Origin of the sequence: Mycolicibacterium holsaticum DSM 44478 = JCM 12374 (genome assembly GCF_019645835.1) — a bacterium.
GTDB lineage: Bacteria > Actinomycetota > Actinomycetes > Mycobacteriales > Mycobacteriaceae > Mycobacterium > Mycobacterium holsaticum.
The window spans coordinates 4,227,535-4,249,146 of the sequence record NZ_CP080998.1; the positions used below are offsets into that span (position 1 = coordinate 4,227,535).

At 68.8% G+C, this 21,612-nt stretch carries 24 protein-coding genes; 4 read left to right on the forward strand and 20 right to left on the reverse strand.

Going from position 1 to position 21,612, the window contains the following annotated elements:
- Positions 1-6: 6 nt before the first annotated feature.
- Entirely contained in the window at positions 7-1,548 is a 1,542-nt protein-coding gene (guaB, locus tag K3U96_RS20350) for an IMP dehydrogenase (RefSeq protein ID WP_220690909.1), read from the reverse strand.
- A gap of 156 nt (positions 1,549-1,704) precedes the next feature.
- Between guaB and K3U96_RS20355 the strand changes: the two genes are divergently transcribed.
- A complete protein-coding gene (locus tag K3U96_RS20355; protein WP_069404784.1) occupies positions 1,705-2,109 on the forward strand; it encodes a DUF5319 domain-containing protein in 405 nt (134 codons plus the stop codon).
- A 6-nt stretch (positions 2,110-2,115) separates the two neighbouring features.
- Here K3U96_RS20355 and K3U96_RS20360 read toward each other — a convergent pair whose 3' ends face one another.
- The 3 genes from K3U96_RS20360 to K3U96_RS20370 all read right to left on the reverse strand — a co-directional run bounded on the left by K3U96_RS20360 (position 2,116) and on the right by K3U96_RS20370 (position 4,770).
- Positions 2,116-3,306, reverse strand: a complete 1,191-nt coding sequence (locus K3U96_RS20360; RefSeq protein ID WP_220690910.1) for an anti-sigma-D factor RsdA — start codon at positions 3,304-3,306, stop codon at positions 2,116-2,118.
- Positions 3,299-3,880: a sigma-70 family RNA polymerase sigma factor gene (locus K3U96_RS20365; RefSeq protein ID WP_220690911.1), complete on the reverse strand. Its 582-nt coding sequence runs from the start codon at positions 3,878-3,880 to the stop codon at positions 3,299-3,301. Before K3U96_RS20365 ends, K3U96_RS20360 begins: the two co-directional genes overlap by 8 nt.
- Before the next feature lie 71 nt (positions 3,881-3,951).
- Positions 3,952-4,770: a hypothetical protein gene (locus K3U96_RS20370; protein ID WP_220690912.1), complete on the reverse strand. Its 819-nt coding sequence runs from the start codon at positions 4,768-4,770 to the stop codon at positions 3,952-3,954.
- A 425-nt stretch (positions 4,771-5,195) separates the two neighbouring features.
- Between K3U96_RS20370 and K3U96_RS20375 the strand changes: the two genes are divergently transcribed.
- Complete coding sequence (locus tag K3U96_RS20375; RefSeq protein WP_069404780.1) at positions 5,196-5,486, forward strand: WhiB family transcriptional regulator; 291 nt, start codon at positions 5,196-5,198, stop codon at positions 5,484-5,486.
- A gap of 30 nt (positions 5,487-5,516) precedes the next feature.
- Here K3U96_RS20375 and K3U96_RS20380 read toward each other — a convergent pair whose 3' ends face one another.
- Entirely contained in the window at positions 5,517-6,572 is a 1,056-nt protein-coding gene (locus K3U96_RS20380) for a 3-deoxy-7-phosphoheptulonate synthase (protein ID WP_220690913.1), read from the reverse strand.
- A 505-nt stretch (positions 6,573-7,077) separates the two neighbouring features.
- Between K3U96_RS20380 and K3U96_RS20385 the strand changes: the two genes are divergently transcribed.
- Positions 7,078-7,482: a hypothetical protein gene (locus K3U96_RS20385; RefSeq protein WP_131815074.1), complete on the forward strand. Its 405-nt coding sequence runs from the start codon at positions 7,078-7,080 to the stop codon at positions 7,480-7,482.
- A gap of 67 nt (positions 7,483-7,549) precedes the next feature.
- Here K3U96_RS20385 and K3U96_RS20390 read toward each other — a convergent pair whose 3' ends face one another.
- The 13 genes from K3U96_RS20390 to K3U96_RS20450 all read right to left on the reverse strand — a co-directional run bounded on the left by K3U96_RS20390 (position 7,550) and on the right by K3U96_RS20450 (position 17,620).
- A complete protein-coding gene (locus K3U96_RS20390; protein ID WP_069404777.1) occupies positions 7,550-8,134 on the reverse strand; it encodes an HD domain-containing protein in 585 nt (194 codons plus the stop codon).
- A gap of 28 nt (positions 8,135-8,162) precedes the next feature.
- Complete coding sequence (locus K3U96_RS20395) at positions 8,163-8,522, reverse strand: Rv1352/Rv1906c domain-containing protein (RefSeq protein WP_230982222.1); 360 nt, start codon at positions 8,520-8,522, stop codon at positions 8,163-8,165.
- Between the two features lie 233 nt (positions 8,523-8,755).
- Positions 8,756-10,378, reverse strand: coding sequence for a chaperonin GroEL (gene groL / locus K3U96_RS20400; RefSeq protein WP_220690915.1), 1,623 nt, complete (start codon positions 10,376-10,378; stop codon positions 8,756-8,758).
- 79 nt (positions 10,379-10,457) lie between these two features.
- The gene (groES, locus tag K3U96_RS20405) at positions 10,458-10,760 is read right to left on the reverse strand and encodes a co-chaperone GroES (RefSeq protein WP_046754122.1); all 303 of its coding nucleotides are present in this window, start codon (positions 10,758-10,760) and stop codon (positions 10,458-10,460) included.
- Between the two features lie 191 nt (positions 10,761-10,951).
- Positions 10,952-11,416 (reverse strand): nuclear transport factor 2 family protein, encoded by a 465-nt coding sequence (locus K3U96_RS20410; protein WP_220690916.1) that lies wholly within the window; start codon positions 11,414-11,416, stop codon positions 10,952-10,954.
- A complete protein-coding gene (gene tsaD, locus K3U96_RS20415; RefSeq protein WP_220690917.1) occupies positions 11,417-12,442 on the reverse strand; it encodes a tRNA (adenosine(37)-N6)-threonylcarbamoyltransferase complex transferase subunit TsaD in 1,026 nt (341 codons plus the stop codon).
- Positions 12,439-12,891, reverse strand: coding sequence for a ribosomal protein S18-alanine N-acetyltransferase (gene rimI / locus K3U96_RS20420; protein ID WP_220690918.1), 453 nt, complete (start codon positions 12,889-12,891; stop codon positions 12,439-12,441). Before rimI ends, tsaD begins: the two co-directional genes overlap by 4 nt.
- On the reverse strand, positions 12,888-13,493 hold the full coding sequence (gene tsaB, locus K3U96_RS20425) for a tRNA (adenosine(37)-N6)-threonylcarbamoyltransferase complex dimerization subunit type 1 TsaB (RefSeq protein WP_220690919.1): 606 nt from the start codon (positions 13,491-13,493) through the stop codon (positions 12,888-12,890). The genes rimI and tsaB overlap by 4 nt, the downstream gene beginning before the upstream one ends.
- Complete coding sequence (gene tsaE / locus K3U96_RS20430) at positions 13,472-13,939, reverse strand: tRNA (adenosine(37)-N6)-threonylcarbamoyltransferase complex ATPase subunit type 1 TsaE (RefSeq protein ID WP_220690920.1); 468 nt, start codon at positions 13,937-13,939, stop codon at positions 13,472-13,474. The genes tsaB and tsaE overlap by 22 nt, the downstream gene beginning before the upstream one ends.
- Positions 13,932-15,047 carry an alpha/beta fold hydrolase gene (locus tag K3U96_RS20435; RefSeq protein ID WP_220690921.1) on the reverse strand — a complete coding sequence of 372 codons (1,116 nt, stop codon included), beginning with the start codon at positions 15,045-15,047 and terminating at the stop codon, positions 13,932-13,934. The genes tsaE and K3U96_RS20435 overlap by 8 nt, the downstream gene beginning before the upstream one ends.
- Positions 15,047-16,216 carry an alanine racemase gene (alr, locus tag K3U96_RS20440; RefSeq protein ID WP_220693615.1) on the reverse strand — a complete coding sequence of 390 codons (1,170 nt, stop codon included), beginning with the start codon at positions 16,214-16,216 and terminating at the stop codon, positions 15,047-15,049. The genes K3U96_RS20435 and alr overlap by 1 nt, the downstream gene beginning before the upstream one ends.
- A gap of 92 nt (positions 16,217-16,308) precedes the next feature.
- Positions 16,309-16,695, reverse strand: coding sequence for a cupin domain-containing protein (locus K3U96_RS20445; protein ID WP_220693712.1), 387 nt, complete (start codon positions 16,693-16,695; stop codon positions 16,309-16,311).
- 28 nt (positions 16,696-16,723) lie between these two features.
- A complete protein-coding gene (locus K3U96_RS20450; RefSeq protein ID WP_220690922.1) occupies positions 16,724-17,620 on the reverse strand; it encodes an alpha/beta hydrolase in 897 nt (298 codons plus the stop codon).
- Between the two features lie 97 nt (positions 17,621-17,717).
- Here K3U96_RS20450 and K3U96_RS20455 point away from each other — a divergent pair, with 97 nt between their 5' ends.
- Positions 17,718-18,755, forward strand: a complete 1,038-nt coding sequence (locus K3U96_RS20455) for a PucR family transcriptional regulator (RefSeq protein ID WP_220690923.1) — start codon at positions 17,718-17,720, stop codon at positions 18,753-18,755.
- 5 nt (positions 18,756-18,760) lie between these two features.
- Here K3U96_RS20455 and gad read toward each other — a convergent pair whose 3' ends face one another.
- Both gad and K3U96_RS20465 read right to left on the reverse strand, forming a co-directional pair.
- Positions 18,761-20,143: a glutamate decarboxylase gene (gene gad, locus K3U96_RS20460; RefSeq protein ID WP_069404796.1), complete on the reverse strand. Its 1,383-nt coding sequence runs from the start codon at positions 20,141-20,143 to the stop codon at positions 18,761-18,763.
- Positions 20,144-20,158: 15 nt separating this feature from the next.
- The gene (locus K3U96_RS20465; protein WP_220690924.1) at positions 20,159-21,580 is read right to left on the reverse strand and encodes an NAD(P)H-hydrate dehydratase; all 1,422 of its coding nucleotides are present in this window, start codon (positions 21,578-21,580) and stop codon (positions 20,159-20,161) included.
- Between the last annotated feature and the right edge of the window lie 32 nt (positions 21,581-21,612).

Sequence of the window (21,612 nt, forward strand, 5' to 3'; positions counted from 1 at the left end):
GTCCCCTTAGCGGGCGTAGTAATTCGGCGCCTCGACGGTCATCGCGACATCGTGCGGGTGGCTTTCCTTCAGGCCCGCGGCCGTGATCTGAACGAACTGCGCCTGCTGCAGCTGCTCGATGGTGGCCGATCCGGTGTACCCCATGGCCGCGCGCAGTCCGCCGGTGAGCTGGTGGATGACGGTGGACAGCGGACCACGGAACGGCACCCGGCCCTCGATGCCCTCGGGGACCAGTTTGTCCTCGGACAGGGCATCGTCCTGGAAGTAGCGGTCCTTGGAATACGACTTCGCGCCGCCCCGGCCCTGCATGGCGCCCAGCGAGCCCATGCCGCGGTAGCTCTTGAACTGCTTGCCGTTGACGAAGATCAGCTCGCCGGGAGATTCGGCGGTGCCGGCCAACAGCGAACCCAGCATCGCCGTGGACGCTCCGGCGGCCAACGCCTTGGCGATGTCCCCCGAGTACTGCAGACCGCCGTCGGCGATCACCGGCACTCCCCTTGGCGCGCAGGCGGCGACGGCCTCCAGAATCGCGGTGATCTGCGGTGCGCCGACGCCGGCGACCACGCGGGTGGTGCAGATGGAGCCGGGGCCGACACCGACCTTGACCGCGTCGGCGCCCGCGTCGGCCAGCGCGGCCGCGGCCGCGCGCGTGGCGACGTTGCCGCCGACCACCTCGACCCGGTCACCCAGCACGGTCTTGATGCGGTGCACCATGTCGAGCACGCCGCGGTTGTGCGCGTGGGCGGTGTCCACGACGAGAACGTCGACGCCGGCGTCGACCAGCGTCATCGCCCGCGTCCAGGCGTCGTCGCCGACGCCGACGGCGGCGCCGACCAGCAGCCGACCGTCCTTGTCTTTGGTGGCCAACGGGAATTGTTCGGTCTTGACGAAGTCCTTGACGGTGATCAGGCCCGTCAGCCTGCCGTGCCCGTCGACGATCGGCAGCTTCTCGATCTTGTGCCTGCGCAGCAGTCCCAGCGCGGCTTCGGCGGAGACACCCTCCTGCGCGGTGATCAACGGCGCCTTGGTCATCACCTCCGACACCGGTTTGGACATGTCGACCTCGAAGCGCATGTCACGGTTGGTGATGATCCCGACCAGCGAGCCGGTGTCGTCGACGACGGGCAGCCCGGAGATCCGGAACCGTGCGCACATCGCGTCGACTTCGGCCAGGGTGTTGTCCGGCGAGCAGGTGACCGGATCGGTGACCATGCCGGCTTCGGAACGTTTGACCGTCTCGACCTGGCCGGCCTGCTCGGCGATCGGAAGGTTGCGGTGCAAGACCCCCATGCCCCCGGCGCGCGCCATCGCGATCGCCATCCGCGACTCGGTCACCGTGTCCATCGCCGAGCTGACCAGCGGCACCCTCAGCCGCACCTTCCTGGTGAGCTGGCTGGAGGTGTCGGCGGTGGCGGGGACCACATCGGAGGCTGCAGGCAGCAATAGGACGTCGTCGAAGGTGAGCCCGAGCATCGCGACTTTCGTCGGGTCATCACCGCCGGTAGGCACCGGGACGGCGAGCGGAACGCTGCTTTCAGCGATCGACATGGATGGGCCTCCAGTGACGAGGACAGTCGTCGAGCTAGACGTCCATCCTATCGGCATCGATGTCGGCGGTCCGGCGCCACACTGCGTTGCGAATCGCCCGGCGCCATGCCGCGCCACGGCTGGCGCGAAATGAGTACGGCTGCGTAGGGTGGAGTCGTGCGTGATCACCTGCCACCGGGTTTGCCACCCGACCCGTTCGCCGACGACCCGTGCGACCCCTCGGCTGCGCTCGATGCGATCGAGCCCGGCCAGCCGCTGGACCCGCAGGAGCGGACCGCGGTGGAGGCCGACCTCGCCGACCTGGCGGTCTACGAGGCGTTGTTGGCGCACAAGGGCATTCGCGGCCTGGTGGTGTGCTGTGACGAATGCCAGCAGGACCACTATCACGACTGGGACATGCTGCGCGCCAACCTGCTGCAGCTGCTCGTCGACGGCACGGTACGGCCTCACGAGCCGGCCTACGATCCGGAACCCGATGCCTACGTGACCTGGGATTACTGCCGCGGGTACGCCGACGCCTCACTCAACGAGGCGACCTCGGAGACCGACGGCTACCGCTGAACCCCGTTAGCCGGATTCTTCGCCCGGCTCCGGCACCACGACTGTCGTGGTGACCACCGACTTCGGTGCCTGCCGAGTGGGTGACTGCTTCGTCGGCGCCTGCGTGCTCGCCTGCTGAGTGGTCTGCGGCTGCGTCGTCACCGGCGCGGTCGTCACCGGCTCGGTTGTTGCCGGCAGTTGCGTCGCTGACTCTTCATCGATCGCCTGCGGCGCCTCCGTCGGTGTCGGCGACGGCTGCGCGGCACTCGGGGTGGGCTGCGGGCTCGACGGCGACGGTGCCGGTGCCTGCGCCGCCGAGGACGACGTCGGCGTCGGTCGCGGCGCAGGAGAGCTCGTCGGCGACGGCGCGGGCGAATTCGTCGGCGACGGAGACGGGCTCGGCGTCGGCGACGGGCTCGGCGACGGAGACGGGCTCGGCGTCGGTGACGGCAACGTCGTCGACGACGGCAGGCTCGTGACATCCGACGGCGACGGGCTCGTGATGTCCGACGACGGCAGCGTCGTCGTGTCCGACGGCGACGTCGGAACCGCGGTCGTCGTGGTGTCGAGCACCGAGACGGGCACCTGCGGGAACACCGGCGGCGGCACGTCGGGCGGAATGGTGGCGCTGGCGTCCTGCGACTGGACCTTGACGGTCAGCTCCTGCCACTCGCTGACGAATTCCTGTTTGCGCTGGACGTCGCCGACCGTGGCCACGGTGGTGGTCAGCGTCTCCAGCTTGTCCTGCGCGGCTTGCCACTGGCCCTGGTCGATCAGCTGCTGCACCTCGGCGAGCTGCTGGGACGCCAGCATCACCGGATCGTCGCGTGTGGCGTGCTGCTCACCGAACAGCATGGTGCGCAGGCCGTAGAGCGCATCGCCCGGTCCGGCGCCCGCGACCACCGCGCCGAAGCCGCCGAGGCACAACACCGCCGCCGCGACCGAGCCGACGACCGCCAGCGACCGGGTGCGGCGACGGGACACCGTCGCACGATCCAACGCCAGCACCGCGTCGCGCGGCGTCACGGTCGCGGTGAGCGGGGCGTCACGAACGTCGTCGCGCCACCCGGCCAGCAGCTGCGCCAGTTCGGCCTCACCGGGGTCGGTGGCATACACCGGCTGCTCGAACGCCAACGCGTCCAGGAACCGGTCGGTGCGGTTGATTTCGTTGAGGGACGGATCGCCCCCATTGGCATTCCAGCGTCCGAAGTCAGGCATGATCGTGTCGCCCTGTCGAGATGATCTCCTGCTTCAGCCGCGCCAGCGCGCGGTGCTGGGCCACCCGGACCGCGCCCGCGGTACTTCCGACCGCCTCGGCGGTCTCCTCGGCGCTCATGCCGACGATCACACGCAGGATCAAGATTTCACGTTGCTTTTCGGGCAGTACGGCGAGCAGCCTGTTCATCTGCTCAGACGATTCGGCGTCCATGGCCATCTGTTCGGGCCCGGCGTCCATGGAGTACCGCTCCGGCACGACGTCGGTCGGGTCGGAACGGTTCCTGGCCGCCGCACGATGTGCGTCAGCGAGCTTGTGCGCAGCTATGCCGTACACGAAGGCCAGGAACGGACGTCCCTGATCCTTGTAGCGCGGCAGCGCCGTGATGGCGGCCAAGCACACCTCCTGAGCAATATCGTCTGCTGAAAGCCCACTGCGCTCCGCTGCTCCCACCCTTGCCCGGCAATACCTGACAACGATGGGACGGATGGTTTCCAGCACCTGTCGGAGTGCGTCTCGGTTGCCCGCTACTGCCTCAGCAACGACAGCATCGAGACGTTCTCTCGAAATTGTCATCGTGGGCGATCTCTCCAGCGTTACGAACCGGGTTCAGTCCGGCGGGGGCGGCTCAGGCTAAACAATAACTTTCAGGATGACGTGCCCTTCTCCGCGGAGACCGGCCACACGCCGCCCCGTGACCGGACTGTGTCGGCAGATTCGTCGCGGATGGCGATCATCTGGTCGTACGAACACGCCGCGCTGCCGATGTCGGCCAGCAAGCAGGCCAACGCCCAGCGCAGCGGGATCATTCCGAGGCGGCAGGTTTCGGTCAGTGCGCCGTCGGCGACGCGCCGCGCAGCGTCGATGTCACCGGCGCTGCACAGCGCGGCGGCATGCACGACGTCGGATTTCACGGCGTGTCGGACCGAGTCGAACGCTGCGGCGGCGGCGACGGCCTGCTCGGCGTGACGCACGGCGTCGGCGGCCTCGCCTCGCGCCATCGCCAGCTCTGCGCTCACCCACGCCAGCCGGACGGGCAGCCGGGGGGCCACCGCGTCGGGGAGGCGCTCGGCCGCCCGCTGCAGTGCGCGCTGCGACGCCGCGAACCGGCCCACTCCGAGCGCGTCGGCGGCCAGCCCGATCAATGCGTCGGCGCCGGCCTCGGCGTCGGCGCCGGCCAGCGCCAACGCCCGCCCGTCCCAGCCCCGCGCGTGGGTGTGCCAGCCGAGCTGACGCAAGAACGACGCGTGGGTGCTGTGCGCCAACGACATCAGCGGTTCGCCGTGCTGAGGCCGGCGCAGCCGCGTGAGGTCGGCGCGTGCGCTGGCGTACCGTCCCTGTGCGCCCGCGGCGACCGCGCGCAGCCACAGTTCGTGCGGGGACGTGGCGGCGGGCAGGGGCCAGCGGCCGGGGTCGGCGCCGAACGCGGCGTCGGCCAACACCGCCGCGGAGCCAGAAGTAGTCATCGAATCGCCGACGCTATCAACGCCGGGCCGGATACCCGGTACCGGCGGACCCGCCACGACCCGCCGGGCGCACAACTTTGGTTAACACTTGGTGGCGTGAATGTTACGTCCACGTAAGCCGATTATCGATTTTCCAGGTTTGCTGCAGGCCCTGTTGATTACGCGATCAGGAGATATGCCGCCCGCGGTGGCCGATGCGGGGTTCGCCTACCACGAATCGCACCGCCGAAAAGACCCAAGGATGAACGTGACGTAAATTCTTGGCCAGCAGTTATGGCGTTCCGCACGTCGTAGGTCTATTGACGACATTTGATGAGCCCACCTACCTTGTGTCCACGAGTAGTCATCGGCGACTTGCGCTCGGATCAGTGCCAAAACTCACGTGTTCAGACGTTTGCGAAGAACACGCAGAGAGGGGTTCTCCAATGCCTTTGCCACAGCAACTACCCGGACCCAACGCAGACGTTTGGGATTGGCAGATGGCCGGACTGTGCCGGGGCGTCGATTCCGCCATGTTCTTTCATCCCGACGGCGAGCGCGGCCGGGCCCGCGCCCAGCGCGAAAGGCGCGCCAAGGAACTGTGCAACCAGTGCCCGGTGATCGCGCAGTGCCGTTCGCACGCCCTGGCCGTCGGTGAGACCTACGGCATCTGGGGCGGTCTCAGCGAGTCCGAGCGCGAACTGCTGCTCAAGCGGGGCATCCGCCGCGCCTCGTAGTCGCGGTGCGCGTGCCATGGCCGGCGAGGGTTACCCGCGCTTGGCCAACTCGCGCAGCACCAGATCGGTTGTCGGCCAATCCATGCACTTGTCGGTGACAGACTGCCCGTAGGTCAGCGGGCGGGCTTCGGAGGATTGCGCGCCTGCGACCAGGAAGCTCTCCAGCATCACCCCGCTGATCGGCACCCCGTCACGCACCAACTGTGCGACCTCGGCGGCGACCGCGGCCTGGCGGACGTGGTCCTTGGCCGAATTGGCGTGGCTGCAGTCGATGACCACTCGCCCGGGCAGTCCCGCGGCGGTGAGCTTGGCGGCGGTCGCGCCCACCGAATCGGTGTCGTAGTTCGGTCCGCCGGTGCCGCCGCGCAGGATGACATGGCAGTCGTCGTTGCCCGCGGTGCTCACCAGCGCGCCACGCCCGGTATCGTCCATGCCGAAGAAAACATGTTGGGCCGCAGCGGCTTTGACGCCATCGACCGCGACCTGGATGTTGCCGTCGGTGCCGTTCTTGAACCCGACGGGCATCGACAGCCCCGACGCCAGCTGGCGGTGCACCTGCGATTCGGTGGTGCGGGCGCCGATCGCGCCCCAGGCGACCGCGTCGGCGATGTACTGCGGGCTGGTCGGCTCGAGGAATTCACATCCGACCGGAAGGCCGATGTCGATGACGTCGAGCAGCAGCTGGCGGGCGATGCGCAGACCTCGGGCGACGTCGAAGGTGCCGTCCATACCCGGATCGTTGATCAGCCCCTTCCATCCGATCGTGGTCCGCGGCTTCTCGAAGTACACCCGCATCACGATCTTGAGCTGCTCGCTGAGCTCGCCGGCTACCTTGGCCAGCCGGCTGGCGTAATCGAGCGCGGCGACCGGGTCGTGCACCGAGCACGGGCCCACCACGACCAGCAACCGGTCGTCGCGGCCGGCGAGGATGGCGGCGATCTCGTCGCGGTCGCGGGCCACCCGCTCCGCGCGCCGGGCACCCAGCGGGAACTCGGTGAGCACGTCGTGCGGGCTGGGGATCTCGCTGAAACTGCGGACGCGCCGGTCGGACGTGGCAGGCGGGGTGGCGGTCTGCGCCAGGTTCATGTCGGACGTGCCTTTCTGGACTGGGCACCTGGGTGAATGTCCGGCGCCCTCTTAATGACGAAAGGCAGTGACCTGATGGTCACTGCCTGGGCTCCGGGTGGACGCGTGCTTAGTGCTGCGCTCTATCGGCTCCACCCGGAGCCTTGATAAAGCGCCAATAGCCGGCACACACACCGCTGATCACGCGGCCCAGGTTATACCGCCCTTGCGGGCAGGCCAAATCGGCCCGATACGACAGTGCGGCAGGCGATGTCCGTCGAGCCAAGTTGTCGGGGCCGCCCCTTGCGGACGCGCGTCGACCGGTTATCTACGATCCAGTAAATAATCAACTTGCGCAATCAATTTGCTATTGGCTGGCCCCATGTCCGAGGTAGATGGGTTTCACCAGCGTCGATAGATCTTTGGGCAGGGCCGAAACCCTTGATCTTTGCTTGCTGATCGTTATCATTGGCAAATGGCTGGTTCGGCGCGGACCAGGCTTCACACAGGAGGGTGAGGGAAGAACATGGCTAAGCACAAGGCGGTAAAGGCACTCGGAGTGGGGTTCATCGCCGGCGGGATGTTGGTCGGAGCACCCGCCGGTATGGCGTTCGCCGACGGTGGCCTCGGCGGTCTTCTCGGCTCGGTTGTCGACGGCGCGAACGATGCGGTGCAGAACGTCGTCGGCGGCACGAACGGCGCGGTGCAAAACGTCGTCAACCAGAACAACGAGGGCCTGCAGGGCATCACGGCGATCAACAACGAGGGCCTGCAGAGCATCGTCGACCAGAACAACAAGGGCCTGCAATCCGGTGTGGGGTCACTCAACGACGCCGTCCAGGCGGCGGTGCCTACCACGCAGTCCACATTGAGTGCCGCCAACGGGCTGGTGAAGTTCGCGGTGCAGGGCCTGTTGAGGGGCGGCAGCTAGATCCGACCGTAAGCGATAACGTAGACACGTCCGGGCCCAAGTCGGGCCGGGGATGCTCCGTGACCGGCTATTGCTCGCTGTCAAGCGGGTTGGCCATGATCCGTTGGGCGCCGTTGCTGGCGATCGATTTCGCGGCAGCGCCTTGCGGTTTGCGTCTCGCCTGATCCTCAAAGCACGCGACGAATTCGGCACTGAAGCCTTGCCTCGGATAGCGCGCGAGTACCCGTGCTCTGGTCTCGGCAGCGAACTCCTCGGGGTGCCGCCCGGCTACGTCCCAGCTGGTCGCCACCTGCAGGAGATGGGACTCCGGGTCGGCGTCCGCCGCGACGTCGTCACGCATGTGCAGCACGATGATCTCGGCTGCCCTGGCCGCCCGGTCGGCCGGCCAACCGGCCGCCACCCCGAAAACCCATGCCAGCTCCCCGCCCGCCTCCTCGAAGGCCACCCGGTGACTGTCGAAGGGGTCGGTCAGACCGATGTCATGAAGCAGCGCGCTCACGTAGTAAAGCTCGTCGTCGAAGGCGATGTCGTGCGCTTCGGCGTACGTCGTTCCCCACAGATACGAACGGATGCAGTGGTTCAGCACCGCCGGCGTGTAGAAGTGGGCGGCCACCGAATGAGCCGCCGTCGCCGCAGGCGTTTGCGGAAACATCACGTCAGTGTGCGCCGCGGCAGATCCCTCAGGGCACCCGGGTCCACGGTTGGCAGTTGCGCGACTCGAAAGCCTTCACCGTCGCGTTGATGTTGGCGTACATCGGGCCGATGGAGATGTTGGTCGCGACGACGTGGTCCTTGTTCGCATCGGGTGTGCTGTAGGTGAACCACACGCACATCGAGTCCTGCGTCGGCACGTCGTTGATCCACACCCCGAACGCCGACGCGGTACCGGCCGAGTGGTAGAGGCCGGGAGCGATGTCTGGTCCGACGAGGAAGAACCCGTTGCCCGGGATGGGATCAATCGGGTCGGCAACCGCCGGTGAGGCCAACGCGATCGCGGCCACACCGGCGGCAAGCCCGGCCGCCGCGGAAGACAAGCGCATCAAGCCATGCTCCCTCATCGTCTGGCGAACCGACTTCACTGGCAGCGTAGGCCTTTGTCGTAGCTATTCGGTGTGTTTCGGCAGGTGGTAGGCGAACGACTTCTCTTGGCGCCGCTTCATCTTCTCCAGGGGTGCTTGCGGGCAAGTTATGCCAACGGGAAGTACGAAATTGAGCGCTCACCGAAACGAAACGCCCCCGGCCGTTAAAGACCGAGGGCGCTCCGTCGAACCGCCTAGTGCATATGGCCGTGGCCGTGGCCGTGGCCGTCGTCCTCCGGCTCCTCGGGCTTCTCCACCACCGCGGTCTCGGTGGTCAGCACCATCCGCGCGACCGAGGCCGCGTTCAACAGTGCCGACCGCGTCACCTTGACCGGGTCGACGATGCCCTCGGCCGCCAGGTCGCCGTAGGTCAGCGTCGCGGCGTTGAAGCCCTGGCCCTGCGGCAGTTCCAGGACCTTGCTCACCACGACCGAACCGTCGAGCCCGGCGTTCGTGGCGATCCAGTACAGCGGCGCCGACAGCGCCGACGCAAACAGGTCGACGCCGAGCCGCTCATCGCCGGACAGGCTCTCGCGCAGCTTGTCGGTGGCAGCCCGGGCGCGCACCAGCGCCGAACCGCCGCCGGCGATGATGCCCTCCTCGACCGCCGCCTTGGCCGCGGCGATCGCGTCCTCGACGCTCTCCTTGCGTTCCTTGAGCGCGGTCTCGGTGGCCGCGCCGACCTTGATGACCGCCACACCGCCGGACAGCTTGGCCAGCCGCTCCTCAAGCTTCTCGCGGTCCCAGTCGGAGTCGCTGGCCTCGATCTCGGCGCGCAACTGCTGGGCGCGCCCGTCGATGGCCTCCTTGGTGCCGCCGCCGTCGACGATGACGGTGCTGTCCTTGTCGACGACGACGCGCCGCGCGGTGCCCAGCACGTCGAGGCCGACCTCACGCAGCACCAGGCCGACGTCGGGGTTGACGACCTGACCGCCGGTGACGACCGCGAGGTCATCGAGGAACGCCTTGCGGCGGTCACCGAAGAACGGCGCCTTGACCGCGACGGCCTTCAGCGTCTTACGGATGGCGTTGACGACCAGCGTCGAAAGCGCTTCTCCCTCAACGTCTTCGGCGATGATCAGCAGCGGCTTACCAGATTCGGCGACCTTCTCCAACAGCGGCAGCAGGTCGGGCAGCGAGCTGATCTTCTCCCGGTGCAGCAGCACCAACGCGTCCTCGAGCACGGCCTGCTGGGTGTCGAAGTCGGTGATGAAGTACGCCGAGACGAAACCCTTGTCGAAGCCGACGCCCTCGGTGATCTCCAGCTCGGTGTTCAGCGTCGAGGACTCCTCGACGGTGACGACGCCGTCGTGACCGACCCTGGTCATCGCCTCCCCGACCATGTCACCGATCTCCGCATCGCGTGAGGAGACGGTGGCGACCTGGGCGATGCCCTGCTTGTCGGTGACCGGCGTCGCCGATGCCAGCAGCGCCTCAGAAACCGCGTCGGCGGCCTTGGCGATGCCCTGGCCGAGCGCGATCGGGTTGGCGCCGGCGGCGACGTTGCGCAGCCCGCCCTTGACGAGGGCCTGCGCCAGCACCGTCGCGGTGGTGGTGCCGTCGCCGGTGACGTCGTTGGTCTTGGTGGCCACGGACTTCACCAGCTGGGCACCGAGGTTCTCGAACGGATCCTCGAGGTCGATCTCGCGGGCGATCGTCACGCCGTCGTTGGTGATCTGCGGCCCACCGAAGGCCTTGGCCAGCACCACGTGCCGGCCGCGGGGCCCCAGCGTCACGCGCACCGCATCGGCGAGCTTGTCTACGCCCGCTTCCAGCGCGCGGCGTGCAGTTTCGTTGTACTCAATCTGCTTGCTCATGGATGTCTTTCCCTAGTTACGCATGCCGCCCCGGAAATCACCCGCTATGACGGGGATTTCCGGGGCGGAACACGGGCGCTTACTTGTTGACGACAGCCAGCACGTCGCGGGCTGACAGGATCAGGTACTCCTCGCCGTTGTACTTGATCTCGGTGCCGCCGTACTTGCTGTAGATGACGGTGTCGCCCTCGGACACGTCCAGCGGGATCCGCTTTTCGCCGTCCTCGTCCCAGCGGCCGGGGCCGACTGCGACGACGGTGCCTTCCTGCGGCTTCTCCTTGGCGGTGTCAGGGATGACCAGACCGGAAGCGGTCGTGGTCTCGGCCTCGTTGGCCTGTACGAGGATCTTGTCCTCGAGTGGCTTGATGTTCACGCTCGCCACGATGGAGCCCTCCAGTGGTTCGGGTAGTAGATCCGGGGCCAGGCCCCGGATCTGAGATTCCAGTGTTACCAGGTGTTCGGCAAAGCGTCCGTCTCCAAGCGCCGTCGTCGCGGGTGCCGACGCAGGGGTTGGCCGCCTGCCACCTAGCACTCTATACATGAGAGTGCTAGCACTCAAGGTCGCCCCACTGCCTAATTGCCGAAGGCGCCCGGGTCGACCCTCAAATGGGCCGACACATCGCCGACCATCTCGACCGCGACCTTGCGTTCGGTGAAGTGCCAGCCGGCAGGAATGCCGGGGTCACAGCTGAAGCGGTCGAAATAGCGCCCGACGACGATCGGCTGCAGCGGGACGGTCTCGGTGTTCTGCACCACGCAGAACGTCGACCTGGCGGTGGCGGTGCGGTCCGCGGCCACCTCGACGATCGGGTTGAGCACCAGGTGCCGGGTGCGCGGGGTGTTGCCGTGCTCGGGGTACCGACGCGTGGTCGACGCGAACAGCGCGGCGATGTTGTCGGCCCCGGCCACGCCCTGCGGACCCGACCCGCCGAACGTCGCACGCGCGAGCAACCGCCCGACCCCCTCGAAGTCGCCCGCATCGATCAGCTCGGCATAGCGGTACAGCAGTTCGGTAATGGCGAGCTTGTCGGCGCTCACCTACACCACCTGCCCCTGCACCACCGGAAGACCCGGGTCACTGGCCGCATCCAACGGTGACGACGTCGCACCCGCGGCGATCAGATGGGCGGCGAACGATGCGATCATCGCGCCGTTGTCGGTGCACAACCGTGGGCGCGGAATGCGCAACGTCAGCCCGGCGGCGGCGCAGCGTTCCTCGGCCAGCTCCCGCAGCCGCGAATTGGCCGCCACCCCACCGGCGATCAGCAGCGTCTTCACGCCGACCTCGGTGGCGGCGCGGACAGCCTTGCGGGTCAGCACGTCGGCGACGGCCTCCTGAAAGCCCGCCGCGACGTCGGCCTGCGCGGCGTCGGGATGGCTTTCGACATAGCGCGCCACCGCGGTCTTGAGCCCGGAGAAGCTGAACGCGTAGGGATCGTCCCGCGGGCCGGTCATGCCGCGGGGAAACACGATCGCGTCGCGATCGCCGGTGCGGGCCAGGTCGTCGAGCACCTTGCCGCCCGGATAGCCGAGGCCCAGTAGCCGCGCCACCTTGTCGTAGGCCTCCCCCGCGGCGTCGTCGACCGTGCCGCCCAGTTCGACGATCGGCTCACCCAGCGACCGCACGTGCAGCAGGTTGGTGTGTCCGCCCGAGACCAGCAGGCCCACGCACTCCGGCAGCGGGCCGTGGTCGTAGACGTCGGCGGCCAGGTGCCCGCCCAGATGGTTGACCGCGTAGAACGGCACCTGCCAGGCCGCCGAATACGCCTTGGCCGCAGCAACTCCCACCAGCAGCGCACCCGCCAGCCCGGGGCCGATGGTGGCCGCGACGACGTCGGGCTTGGCGACGTTCGCCGCCTGCAGCGCGCGCCGCATCGTCGGGCCGAGCGCCTCCAGGTGCGCGCGGCTGGCGATCTCGGGCACGACGCCGCCGAACCTGGCGTGTTCGTCGACGCTGGAAGCCACCTCGTCGGCGAGCAGCGTCACCGTGCCGTCGGGATCGAGGTGGGCGATCCCGACGCCGGTTTCGTCGCAGGAGCTTTCGATGGCCAGGATGACGGTCATGATGGGTCTCGCCTCATCGTATACGCGTCGGCGCCGCTGACGCGGTAGTAGCGCTTGCGCAGCCCCATTGTGACGAACCCGAAGCTTTCGTACAGTTTGATGGCCGCCGCGTTGTCGGTACGGACTTCGAGCAGAACCACTGCATCCGAGGCGATTTCGAGCAGCCGCGCGACCAGCTGCCGACCGATGCCCTGACCCTGGTAGGCCGGGTCGACCCCGACGGTGTGGATCTCGTGCTCGTAGGGCCGCTTTCGACCCAGCCGGGCGATGCCGGCGTAGCCGACGAGCTTGCCCTGCGTGCGCGCCGCGACGTAATGGATGTGTTTGGCGGCTAGTTCGGCCAAAAAGGCGCGCGCCGGCCACGGGTCGTCGCCGTCGAACAGCTGCGACTCCAGTTCAGCGCACCGGCCGGCGTCTTCGGGTGTCAGCTTCCCGTATTCGACGCTCATCGGATCGCCACCGACGGTTTGGCGTCGGGCCGCCGCAGATACAGCGGGACCAGCGGCGCCGGTTCGGCCGACCAGTCCGCGACAGCACACACCAGCCCGGCCGGGGTGGGATAACGCGGGGGTCCGGCCAGCACGTCGGCCGCGCCGGGCACATCGGCGGGGGCGTTGACAGCCGGCCCGTCCACAGGCACGCCGTCGCGGTAGCGCGCCCAGTACACTTCGCGCCTGCGCGCGTCGGTGACGACCAGCACTTCACCGGTGGTCTCGATGCCGATGGCGTCCAGGCTGCACACGCCGTGCACGGGCACGCCGAGCGCATGCCCGAACGCCGCCGCGCTGGCCATCCCGACCCGCAGCCCGGTGAACGGACCGGGACCGCAGCCCACCACAACCGCGGCCAGGTCGTCGAAGGTCACCTGGGCGTCGGCCAGCGCAGCGACCACGTTGGGGGTGAGTTCTTCGGCGTGCGCGCGGGCATCGACGGTGACCCGCTGCGCCAGCACTTGCGTCGGCGAATCGACGCGCACCACACCGGCGGTGACGGCCGGGGTGGCGGTGTCGATGGCAAGGACCAGGAAGCTCACGGTGTGCTCCAGTCCCATACCGCGGTGCGCACCTCGCTGTCGGAACCGCGTTCCAACCGCACGTCGAGGTGGCTGTCGGAGAGCCGTTCGGCAAGCCCTTCGCCCCATTCGACCACCACGACGGCGTCCTCGAGATCGGTGTCCAGATCCAGGGAGTCCAGCTCGCCGAGCAGGTCGACCGCCGGCTGATCCAGCAGCCGGTACAGGTCCACATGAATCATGGCCGGTGCATCGGGGTTTCGGGCCCGGTGCACCCGGGCGAGTACGAACGTCGGCGAGATGACCGGACCGTCGACGTCCAGCGCCTCTGCGATTCCTTTGGCCAGCACCGTCTTCCCTGCACCCAGCGGTCCCGAGAGCACCACCACGTCTCCTGCCCGCAGCTGTGCGCCCAGCCGGGCCCCCAGCGCGACGGTGTCCTCGGCGGTGGGCAGCTGCGCTGTGCCCGAACCCCGTTCAGTCATGGCGGACCCGTTCGCGCACGCGCCGGGTGAGCGCGACGAGCTTGGAGGGCGTGGCCCGTTCGACCAGCCGCACCAGCGCGTCGTCGATGATGTCGGGCTGTTCGAGTTGCACGAGATGTCCTGCGCCGCGCACGATCACCAACTCCGACTTGGGCAGCGCGGCCGCCATGTCTTCGGAGTACTCCTTCGGTGTGAGCAGATCGCGGTCGCCGCAGGCGATCAGCGTCGGGATCTTGGCCAGCGTGGCCAACCCCGCGGTCTCGTCGTGAACCTCGAGCGCGTGCAGGAACTCCACCACCGTCGTGATCGGCGTGCCGTGCATCATCTCCTCGGAGAACGCCACGACGCTCGGGCTGATTTCCTCGTCGCCGTAGGATCCCGCCCGCAGGATCGGTCCGATCACCGACTTGGCGACACCACGGCTGCGGTGCACGGCCTTGGGCGCATAGCGCACGGCGAACCGCACCGCCTCCAGCGCCGGGTTCTTCAGGATCTCCCCCAGCGGTGAGCGCGAAACTCCTTCGGCGGCAGAGGAGATCACCGCAGCACCGACGATGCGGGTCGGGTACCGCTGCGGGTACTGGCGGGCGTGGGACAACACGGTCATGCCGCCCATCGAATGGCCGACCAACACCACCGGGCCGCGCGGGGCCATCACCGCGAGCACCGCCTCCAAGTCCCGGCCCAGTTGCGCGACGGTGTAATCCTCGGGTGAGGACTCGTCGGACTGGCCGTGACCACGCTGGTCGTAGAACACCATGCGGACCTGCTCACCCCATTGCTCGGTCAGCCGGGCCCGCTGAAAGTGGAAGGCTCCCATGCGAAGGCAGAACCCGTGGGCGAACACGACGGTCAGAAACGCGTCTTTGGGGCCGACCTCACGCACGGCCAGTGACACGCCGTCGGGTGTGGTGACCACGTAGCTGCGGTCCGCGTCGAGCAGGTGGAAATCCTCATGAGCGTACGGATCATCGGTGCTGAGCCGGCGGCGCAGCGAACGGGCGACCGAGACCCCCGCAGCGGAGCCGACCGCCGTCAGGCCCGCGCCGCCCGCCAGCCAGCGGGCGGCGGCCCCACGATCATGCGGTGGCTCGATCTCGTTGTCCATCAACGATTCTTGCCCGTCTGTTGGTCACCGCGGTAGGTCCTGACCACTCGGCCGCGCGGGCTGGTGACCACCTCGTAGTTGATGGTCCCCAGCAGATCGGCCCAGTCCTGAGCGGTGGGCTCCCCATGGGTGCCCGGCCCGAACAGGATCGCTTCGTCGCCCTCGGCCACGTCGGCGTCGGGGCCCAGGTCGACCACGAACTGGTCCATGCAGATCCGGCCCACGTTGCGTCGCAACCGGCCGTTGATCAGCACGTCGATACGCCCGCTCAACACCCGGAAGACACCGTCTGCGTAACCGATCGGCATCAACCCCAGCGTGGTGTCGCGCTCGGCGATCCAGGTGTGACCGTAGGACACCCCGTCGCCGGCGCGTATCGAACGCACCAGCGTCACAGGGCATTTCAGGGTCATCGCCGGGCGCAGACCCATGTCGCCGCGTTCGGGGATCGGGGTCTGGCCGTAGACGGCGATTCCCGGCCGGACGAGGTCGAACGCCAGGTCCTGGCGCGTCATCGCGGCCGGCGAATTGCTCAGGTGGGCGATCTCGAACGCCACGCCCTGCTGGCGTGCGTATCGCAGCATGTCGGTCAGGCGCTCGGCCTGCCGGGTGTTGAGGGGATGCTCAGGGGTGTCGCCGTGCACCAGGTGCGACATGAGTCCCCGCACCCGTACCGCGCCGTCCACCCGCGCGCGTTGCAAAGCGGTCAACAGCGCCGGGTAGTCCGCCGGGCTGCTGCCGTTGCGGCTCAGCCCGGTGTCGACCTTGACGGTGACCGTCGCGGTGGTTCCGGTGCGTTGGACCGCGTCGAGCAGCTCATCGAGTTGGCGCACCGACGACAACCCGATCTCGACGTCGGCGCTCAGCGCCGGTGCGAAGTCGGTGCCGGGGGGATGCAGCCACGCCAGCACGGGCGCGGTGATCCCGTCGCGTCGCAGCGCGACCGCCTCGCCGACGGTGGCGACGCCGAGTTCGGTGGCCCCTGCGGCCAGGGCGGCCCGGCCCACCTGGGTGGCGCCGTGACCGTAGCCGTCGGCCTTGACGACGGCCATCACCTGCGCGGATCCGGCACGCTCACGCAGCAGCCGGACGTTGTGGGCGATGGCGTCGAGATCCACCACCGCCTGGGCGGGCGCCGCGGTGGGTGCTGTCAGCTCGGTCGTGTGAATGGTCACCACTGCCGATTGTCCCAGACGCACGGTTTCCGCAGCCGCACGCGACCGCCGGCCCGCGGCCGCACGCTCGGTCGACCGGGGCTGACCTACGCGTTCGCCCGTGCCTGCAGTCGAGTGTTTTCGAGCACAGTGACCGCCAGGATGTCGCTGGGCTCGTCCACCTCGATGCGATGCCACCGCCCTCTCGGCACGATCACCGCGGTGCCTTCGGCCAACGCGATCTCCTCGTCGTCGCCGGCGTCCTCAGCGCGCAAGTACATGCGGATCGCGCCGGTCAGACACGTCACCACTTCGTCGGCGCCGGGGTGCATCTCCCAGTAGTCGGCGTGCGAGTCGTCGTCTGTCTCCGCGCGAAACGCCATGATGTGCCATCCGTCGAGCGCGGCGTCGAACCTGCGTTCGGTGTGCTGCGCCCGGTGCTGCCCGGCAAGGCGGATCGCCGCCGAGTACAGGTCGATTGGGCTGACCGTCACGTCGAACTCCTTTGTGTCGTTGTTGGTTTCAGTGCGCCAAGGCCCGGCGCAGTACGTCCGCGAGTTCGGCGATCTGCCGCTGCGACACCTCCGCTGACAGGATCGCCTGCGAGCCGTGGAAGGTGCCCGACCACTGGTGAGCCTCGACGGGGACATCCGCCGCCATCAGCGCCATCGCGTACGCCAGGCCTTCGTCGCGGTTCGGGCAGAACTCCGCGGTCGCGATGTAGGCCGCGGGCAGGCCGGACAGATCCGTTGCCCGCGCCGGAGCCGCGTACGGCGTGGCGGTCGCACCACCGAGATAGTGCTCCCAGATCGCCGACGCCTTGTCCCGGTTCATCCACGGTGTCTCGGTGAAATTGCGGGCCGACCAGGTCTGCTGCCGGTCGTCGAGGCCGGGCTGGTTGAGCAGTTGGAAGCGGATGGGCGGGCCGCCCTCGTCGCGGGCGCGCAGCGCGAGCCCGGCCGCGAGCCCGGCCCCGGCGCTGTGGCCGCCGACCGCGATCCGGTCGGGGGCCACACCCAGCTCCGCCGCATGCTTTGCGGTCCACTGCAACACCGCGTAGGCGTCGTCGAATGCGGCCGGGAACGGGTTCTCGGGGGCCAGCCGGTAACCGACGGACACCACCGTCACCCCGGACCCGGCGGCCACCCTGGTCGCCCACGGATGCTCGGTGCCCAGGTCGCCCATGACGAACCCGCCGCCGTGCAGCCAGACGATCGCGGCCGTGGCGCCCTGGGGCCGGTAGACGCGGATCGGCACATCGGGTTCGGCAGGCACCGTGCGGTCCTCGACCTGCAGGCCTGCGACGTCGGGCACCGGTATCGCGGCGGCCAGCGCGGCGAAATTCTTGCGTTCTTCGACGGGGTCGGACAGCTGGGCTCGGGGGAACAAGGCGAGAAACGCCTCGAGTTCGGGATCCATGTCTCCCATGCTCGGCGCTTGCCGGGTCCGGGCGCATCCGACATTCGTCGGGAAAAGACACGTGATCATCCGACAATCGGCGCCTACCCTGGCCAGCATGGAGGCGTTGGTGGCGCGGCTGTCGCGGCTGGATTCCGACGCCGAGGGCGCGCTGCGGGTGGTCACGTTCTTCGACACGCTGATGCGCAGGCGGGTGGACCTGGCAGCGCTGGTGCGGGCCGCGGCGGGCCTGGCCGAGTGCACGGCCGGCGTGCGCCTGCACGCCGCCGGACGCTCGATCCGCATGTCCGCGGCCGGCACGCAGGCGCCCGATCCGGTGCCGCCCGCCTCGTCTGAAGCCACCGTCACCCTCGACGACGAGGACATCGGCACCGTCTGGCTGGAGCGTTGCGGACCGGCGCGATCCCTCGATGAACTGGCCCTGGAGCGCCTGGCGATCGCGGTGGCCGCGGTCCTCGAACGGTACGGCCCGGCGCAGACGACGATGGCCGACCCCGCTCTTGTCGAGCTGGTCATCACGTCCGACACCGACGACACGGCCAGAAACCGCGCGTTGCGCCTGCTGGGTTTTGCCCCCGGCGCCCGGATCCGCGTCGCCGCGGTGCGTTCCCCAACCCCGTTGGACCGGATCGGCGCCGTGGTGTGCCCGGCCCGGCCGGTCAAGGCCGCACACCTCGGCGAGGTCGGCGTGCTGTTGGCCGGCGAGGTCGACGACGGGGCCTTTCCCGCGGGTGTGCGCGCAGGGGTCGGCGCCGCCGAGCACGCCGCGCAGTCGTGGCGCGAGGCGCGCACGGCCCTGCGGTTCACCACGGTCCGCCGCCCCGTGGTGCGCTACGACGCGCTCGGTGCGGTGGCATTGCTGGCGCGGGTCCCCGCGCCGGTGGCCCGCGAGAACCCCGATGTGGCTGCGATCGCCCGATTGGCAAGCGCGCCAGATGATCTCGACACCCTCGACGTGTACTGCGAGACCGGTTCGCTGCGCCGTGCCGCCGACGTGCTGCACCTGCACCACAGCAGCGTGGCGCGCAGGCTCGACCAGCTCGGCAAGGCACTCGGGTTCGGCCTCACAGAGCCTGACGGGCTGGTGCGGGCCACCGTCGCGTTGACGGCCTGGCGGTTGCTCCGCGACGGCTGAACGCCTCAGTGCGCGAAGGGCTGCACCTGGTTGAAGTGCCCACCGGGCTTGAGCTCGTCGAGGTGGCTCAACACCGTGGTCAGGTCGTCGCGCAATGCCCGGGCCATGTCGGCGGAAAATCCCTCCCGCACCACGACGCGCAGCACGGCCACGTCGGTTGCGTTGTCCGGCATGGTGTAGGCGGGCACCTGCCATCCGTACGCGCGCAGGGTGTGTGAGACGTCGAACTCGGTGTACCCGAAGTCACCCGCCAGCCGGAAGCTGACGACCGGGATCGCCGAACCGTCGGTGATCACCTCGAAATGCTCGCTGTTGCGGAGCTGGTCGCCCAGCCACCGCGCGGTCTGCGACAAGCTGTGCATCACCTGCCCGTATCCGGCTCTGCCCAGGCGCACGAAGTTGTAGTACTGCCCGACCACCTGGTTGCCGGGCCGGGAGAAGTTCAGCGTGAACGTCGGCATGTCCCCGCCGAGGTAGTTGACCCGGAAGACGAGCTCCTCGGGGAGGTGTTCGGCACTGCGCCACACCACGAAGCCGATGCCCGGGTACGTCAGCCCGTATTTGTGGCCGCTGACGTTGATCGACACCACCCGCGGCAGGCGGAAGTCCCACTGCAGGTCGGGGTGCAGGAACGGCACCACGAAGCCGCCGCTGGCCGCGTCGACGTGCACCGGGATGTCGAGGCCGTCGTCGGCGGCGAGTTTGTCCAGGGCCGCGCAGATCTCACCGATCGGCTCGAGTTCGCCGGTGTAGGTGGTGCCGAGGATCGCCACCACGCCGATGGTGTCCTCGTCGACGTTTTCCAGCACCTGCTCGGGGGTGATGACGTAGCGGCCCTCCTCCATCGGCAGATACCGCGGTTCGACGTCGAAATAGCGGCAGAACTTCTCCCACACCACCTGCACGTTGGAGCCCATCACCAGGTTGGGGGTGCGCCCCTTCCAGTTCTTGCCCGCACGCTCGCGCCAGCGCCACTTCATCGCCAGCCCTGCGAGCATGACGGCCTCGCTGGAGCCGATCGTCGATACGCCGATGGCGCTGGCCGGGTCGTCGTCGCGCAGGTCTTCGGCGTGAAAGAGGTCGGCCACCATGCACACACAGCGCTGCTCGATCGCCGCGGTCGCCGGGTACTCGTCCTTGTCGATCATGTTCTTGTCGAACGTCTCGGCCATCAGCGCCTCGGCCTGAGGGTCCATCCATGTCGTGACGAACGTCGCGAGGTTCAGCCGGGAGCTGCCGTCGAGCATCAGCTCGTCGTGGATGAACCGGTAGGCCGCATCGGGGTTCATCGACTCGTCGGGCATGCGCAGCGACGGGACGGGCGCCATCTCCAGGCGCCCGGTGTAGGCCGGGGCGACAATCGGTACAGAAGTGCGCTTGCGCGACATGGACATAACCTTTCGTTACAAACTAGCGATGGCACTGCGGATGTGCGCGAGGATGCGCGACGCTGAGGTGGGGGCGGGCTGCGGACCCGGGTCGAGGGCCGACAGATTCGCCGCGCGGCTGTGCACGAACGCCGCGGCAGCGGCGGCCTCACCGGCGGGCATGCCCGCCGCCAGCAGGGCGCCGATCATGCCGGAGAGCACATCGCCGGAACCCGCTGTGGCCGCCCACGATTGACCCGCAGGGCTCAGGCAGACCGGTCCGCCGGGTTCAGCGATGACGGTGACGTTGCCCTTGAGCAGTACCGTGACACCGAGCCGGTCGGCCAGCTTGCGGGCGGCACCGACGCGGTCCTGGCCCGGCGCGCACCCGGCGAGCCGCGCGAATTCGCCTGCGTGCGGGGTCAACACGGTCGGCGCGGCGCGGTCGGTGACGAGGTCGGGATGCGCGGCGAGGATCGTCAGCGCGTCGGCGTCGACGATCACCGGCAGCTCGGTCTGCAGGGCGAACCACAGGGCGGAGGCGCCGGCGTCGTCGGTACCCAGCCCTGGTCCGACCACCCACGCCTGCACCCGGCCAGCGGCGCTGGCGTTCGGCGCGGCGATCACCTCCGGCCAGTGCGAAAGGACCTGTTGCTCAGCGCTGCCCGCGTAGCGCACCATCCCGGAGGTGGCCGCCACCGCGGCCCCGGTGCACAGCACCGCCGCACCGGGATACGTTGCCGATCCGGCCAGCACGCCGGTGACGCCCTGGGTGTACTTGTCGTCCTGGGGTCCGGGTACCGGCCAGCGCGCTCTGACGTCCGCGGCCTCCAGCCCGAACATGTCGGACGGCGCTAGCCCCAACCCGATGTCGACGAGCTCGACACGACCGCAATTACCCAGCGCGTGTACGGGTTTGAGACCACCGAACGTGACGGTGACCTTGGCGGTGACGTGGGCGCCGTCGGCGGTGCCGGTGTGCACGTCGACACCGCTGGGGATGTCGACGGCCACGACCGGGATGCCCGCGGCGTCGACGGCGGCGAACACGTCTGCGGCGTTGGGGCGCAGCGGCCCGGACCCGGAGATGCCGACGATACCGTCGATCACCAGATCGGTTGTCACCGGAACGCTTTGCACCACCCGGCCGCCGGCGCGTGTGAAGGCCGCCAGCGCCGTGGCATGGGTGCGTTCGGGGTTGAGCAGCACCGCCGACACCCGCGCGCCGCGGCGGCGCAGAAACGTCGCGGCCCACAGCGCGTCGCCCCCGTTGTCACCGGACCCGACGACCGCGCAGACGCTTCGCCCGGCGACACCGCCGGCGCACTCGACGAGTTCGCGGGCGATCGCGGCCGTCAGGCCGTAGGCAGCGCGCCGCATCAAGGCACCGTCGGGCAGGGACGCCAGCAGCGGGGCTTCGGCCGCGCGAATCGCGTCAGCCGAGTAGTAGTACCGCATCACCGCTACCCTACGTCGGTCCTCACCGCCGA